Here is a 4,506-nt window from a genome sequence, read left to right on the forward strand (position 1 = left end):
GGTCCGCGACGCCGCGACCCGCCACGTCGAGGGCCGTCCCGTGATCGGGGCTCGTGCGGACGATGGGCAGGCCGAGGGTGACGTTGACGCCGGCGCCTTGGGCGAGCGCCTTGAACGGGGCCAGGCCCTGGTCGTGGTACATCGCCACGACGGCGTCGTGGTCTCGCCACGCACCGCGCCCGAAAAACGCGTCGGCGGGGAACGGGCCGGCGACCTCGAGGTCGTCCGCCCGTAGCCGCTCGAGGGCGGGACCGACGACCTCGATCTCTTCGCTCCCGATCACGCCGCCGTCGCCCGCATGGGGGTTGAGGCCGAGGACTGCGAGGCGCGGGGACTCGATCCCTAGATCATTTCGAAGAGCGTCCGACAGCGTCGTACAAACCCGCTCGATCCGCTGCCCCGTCACCAACCGCGCGACGGCCGAGACCGGGACGTGGATCGTGACCAGCGCCACGCGGAGCGGGCCGTCCTCGAGGTCGGCGGCGAGCACCATCACGACGGTCTCGGCGCCGGTCCGCTCCTGGAGAAACTCGGTGTGACCCGGCACCAGCCACCCGGCGCGTTGGATCGCCTCCTTCGAGATCGGCGCGGTCACGATGCCGTCGACGGCCCCCTCGAGGGCGAGGTCGGTCGCACGGGCGACGGCGCGCATGGCCTGGTCTCCCCCATCAGAGGTTATTGAGCCCCATTCGTAGCCGTCGCCGCCGATATCGAGGACGGAGAGCCGGCCCGTGTGCTGCTCGACCGACTCGATGACGTGAGGGACCGGATGGCCGAGTCGCCGAGCCTGGTCCCGCAACACCGACGCCGACCCGACCGCGACGAGATCGACCTCGAGGGCGTCAGGTCCGGCCTCAAGAGCCGATAGGCCGGCGGAGCCAACGCGATCCGTTCTCGGCACGAGCCGGGCGGCCTTGAGCACGACCTCGGGGCCGATCCCGTTCGGGTCCCCGATGCTGACGGCGAGTCGAGGACGCACTACGGACTCGGGAGAGAGGTCGCGGAGTCGGCGGGGATCACGCCGGGCTCCGTCGCGGCCTCGACGGGCGTTTCGGCCGGCGTCGTGACGGGCGTCTCCGTGCCGGCGGCCTCGTCGGTGGCGCACGCGCCGAGCACCAAGGCCAGGGCGGCTAAAAGAGAGAACGTGCGCATCAGTCCGTCAGCAGGTCGAGGAGCAAGCGAACGCCGAAGCCGGTCGCGCCTTTCGGGCGGTAGCCGTACGGCGAATCGAGGAACGCGGGCCGAGCCAGGTCGACGTGGACCCACGGGTAGGCCGGCTCGCGATCGCTGTCACCGGGTCCGCCCTCGAGGGTAAAGTGCTCCAGGAAGGCGGCGGCCGTGATCGTGCCGGCCATCCTCCCCCCGACGTTCGACATGTCGGCCGTGTCGCTCTTTAGTTGGTCTTGGTAGTGCGGGTACAGCGGTAGCGGCCATGCCAGGTCGCCGGTCGCGTCGCCGGCGCTGTGGACGCGGTCGGCCAGGTCCTGGTCGTCGGGACGAGCCACGACGGCGGCGACACGCTCACCCAGCGCCACGCCCTGCGCGCCCGTCAAGGTCGCGGCATCGAGGACGTACCGGGGGTGGAGCGATCGGGCGTAGCTGAGCGCGTCGGCCAGGAGCAGGCGGCCCTCGGCGTCCGTGTTCATGACCTCGACGGTCGTGCCCGAGTGCATCGTCAAGACATCGCCGGGCGCGTAGGCGCGTCCGCCGGGGCGGTTGTCGGACATGGGCAACAGGCCGATCACGCGGACCCGAAGCTCGAGCCGCGCGGCGCCCACGAGCGCTCCGGCGACGGCCGCTCCGCCACCCATGTCGGCCTTCATCTTGTCCATCGAGTCCTTCGTCGGCTTGAGCGACAGACCGCCGGTGTCGTACGTCACCGTCTTGCCGACGAACACGACCGGGTCGTCCGACTCGTGTCCCTCGGGCGCCCACTCCAAGACGACAAAGCGCGGCGGGTCCAGGCTGCCCCGGTTGACGCCCAGCAGCCCGCCCATCTTCTCGTCCTCGATGCGCTCTTTGTCCCAAACCTCGGCGCGGAGGCCTGCGGACCGAGCCTCCTTCGAGACGCGCTCCGCCAAGGCGTCCGGCATCTTGGCGTCGGGCGGCGTGTTGACCAAGTCGCGTGCCCAGTTGGTCGCCTGGGCGCGGAGGTCCGCGGTTCGGACGGCGTCCTCGAGGTCGGACGCCTCGGACCACAGCGAGAGCGCCGCGACGTCCGGCGCGTCGGCTGACTTAAAGTCGTGGTACCCGTAGGCGCCCAGACGGAACCCCTCGACGAGCGCCCCGGCGGTCTCCGCCGACTCGCCTGGAGGAACGGCGATCGTCACCGCCTCGGCCTCGATGCCCGCGACGGCCTTCGCGATCGCCGCGGCGGCCCACCGCCAGCGCTCGAGACCGGGCTGGTCACCCAGCACCACGACGATGGCGCGCGTTCCGTCCTCGAGGACGAGCGATGCCGAAGACTTGGAGGCCGTCGCGTCCTGGACGGCGACCTCGAGGGCGGGACCGAGGTCCGGGCGCCAGCCGTCGGCCTCGAGGGCGAAGGCGAGGACGGGAGCCTCGAGGCTGGAGAGCGGGCCGGAAACGAGCGTGGTCATCGAGAGGTGAGGGGTTGAGGAATGGCAGAGGGGTTGAGAAAAGGGGGAGCTGACGGACTCATCTTTCCGTCCCCAATTTCTCCGCCCCTCCGCTAGAGCGAGCCGTTAAACTGGGCGAGCAGCGACAGGTCGGCCTGAGAGAGCTCGTCCGAGGTCTCGGTTATCTCGCTCGGGTCGGCCATGACGTGCGACGGCGCCGCGTCCACGACCTCCTTGAGCGTCCGCTGGAGTTGACCGTTCTGGACGAACGCGCCCGAGGCGTTGGCGTGGCCCCCGCCGCCGAACCGGCCCGCCCACTTGTTGATCGGGCAGTCGCCCTTGGACCTGAACGACAGCTTGACACCGGACGTCAGCTCCAGGCCGATGACCGCCGCCAGCACGCCGTCGAGCTGCAACGCGTAGTTGATCAGCCCCTCAGTCTCGTCGAAAAAGGCGCCCGACGACCGGATCATGTCCTGGGTCACGAAGATGGTCGCTAGACGCCCATTGTAGTGCGTATCGATGGTCCCGAGCGCCATGCTCAGTAGGGACAGTCCTTGGCGGCTCTTGCCGTCGAAGAGGGACACGTGGATCGGCTCGGGCTTGAGGTCGCCCCGCTCCAAGATGTCCGCGACGACCGCGTGGGTCTTGGGCGTCGTCGCGCTGTAGCGGAACGAGCCCGTGTCCGTCATAATCCCGACGTACAACGCCGTCGCAACGCCGCGGTCGATCAAGTCGAGGTCGACGCCCGCGATCAAGTCGTAGGCGATCTCGGCCGCCGCCGCCGCGTCCGTCTGGACGTGCATCACCGAAAACCAGGACTCGGGGTCGGGGTGGTGATCGAGGAGCAGGATCGGCTTGCCGGCTTGCCGGAACACCTTAGCGACGTCGCCCAACCGCTTCTCCGAATTCGTGTCCACGACCAGCAGCACGTCGGCGTGCGCAACGGCCTGGGCCTGGTCGAGGTTGCCCGCCTCGTAGGTCTGGACCATGCCGGGCGGTTGCTCCTCGGCGAGCCAGTCGAGATTGCGGGGGGCCGGATCGGCGTTGAGGCACAGGACCGTCTTGCCGAGCGCCGTCAGGGCCTGGGCGATCGCGAACTCAGTCCCGAGCGCATCCCCGTCGGGCCGCGTGTGCGTCGTGATGACGACGCGGTCGGCCTCGAGGAGGGCCGAGCGGATGGCATCGAGGCCGGAGGAAGGGTCGGTAGACATGGATCGATTAGGGGTACCGAGAAGCTACGCCGCGGCTGGATTGGCCTCGCCCTCGAGGGCGGGATCGTACGACCCGCTTTGGAGGCTGGGGCTTTCGGTCGCGACCTCGAGGGTCGGCGGACGGTCCGGGGCGGCGCGCGCCGCCGTCAGGATGAGGCGGGGGCCGCGGTCGAACGTGACGTAGTTGTACGCCCACGACAGGAAAACGGAGACCCGGTTGCGGAAGCCGACCAGGTTGACCAGGTGGACGAACAGCCAGCCCATCCAGGCGATCCAGCCCGTCAGCCGGAGGCCGCCCGGCGTTTGGAGCACGGCCGCGTTGCGCCCGATGGTCGCCATCTGGCCCAGGTCGTCGTACTCGAACCGGTTCTCGCCCGACGTCTTCGAGGTCATGGCCTCGACCTGTCGGGCGACGAACTGGCCCTGCTGGATCGCGACCTGCGCCACCTGCGGGTAGAGGTCGCCCTCGAGGTCGGACGCGCCGGCCGCGTCGCCGACCACGAACACGTTCTCGAGACCGGGAACGCGCAAGCTCTCGTCGACGACGAGCCGGCCGCCGGACGCTTGCTCCCACCCGTGCGCATCGGCGAGGGCACCGCACAGCGGGTTCGCCTGGACGCCCGCGGCCCACACGACGGTCCGCGCCGCGATGTGCGATCCGTCCTCGAGGTCGACGCCGCGCTCGGTGACGCGCGTCACGTTGTGGCCCAGAC

5 protein-coding genes are annotated in these 4,506 nt (G+C 70.0%); all 5 read right to left on the reverse strand.

Translation table 11 applies throughout. The annotated features are described in order from the left end of the window. Positions 1-979 (reverse strand): 4-hydroxythreonine-4-phosphate dehydrogenase PdxA (gene pdxA / locus WBA11_RS20645; protein ID WP_424522514.1); only part of this gene is annotated, 979 nt, incomplete at its 3' end. Next, complete coding sequence (locus WBA11_RS20650) at positions 979-1,152, reverse strand: hypothetical protein (protein WP_424522515.1); 174 nt, start codon at positions 1,150-1,152, stop codon at positions 979-981. The genes WBA11_RS20650 and pdxA, both read right to left, overlap by 1 nt. After that, entirely contained in the window at positions 1,152-2,600 is a 1,449-nt protein-coding gene (locus WBA11_RS20655) for a leucyl aminopeptidase (protein WP_424522516.1), read from the reverse strand. Before WBA11_RS20655 ends, WBA11_RS20650 begins: the two co-directional genes overlap by 1 nt. A 92-nt stretch (positions 2,601-2,692) precedes the next feature. After that, positions 2,693-3,793: a DHH family phosphoesterase gene (locus tag WBA11_RS20660; RefSeq protein WP_424522517.1), complete on the reverse strand. Its 1,101-nt coding sequence runs from the start codon at positions 3,791-3,793 to the stop codon at positions 2,693-2,695. A gap of 24 nt (positions 3,794-3,817) precedes the next feature. Beyond that, a partial coding sequence (locus WBA11_RS20665; protein ID WP_424522518.1) for an NAD(P)/FAD-dependent oxidoreductase occupies positions 3,818-4,506 on the reverse strand: 689 nt, incomplete at its 5' end.

It is taken from the genome of Rubrivirga sp., from assembly GCF_049648075.1.
GTDB lineage: Bacteria > Bacteroidota > Rhodothermia > Rhodothermales > Rubricoccaceae > Rubrivirga.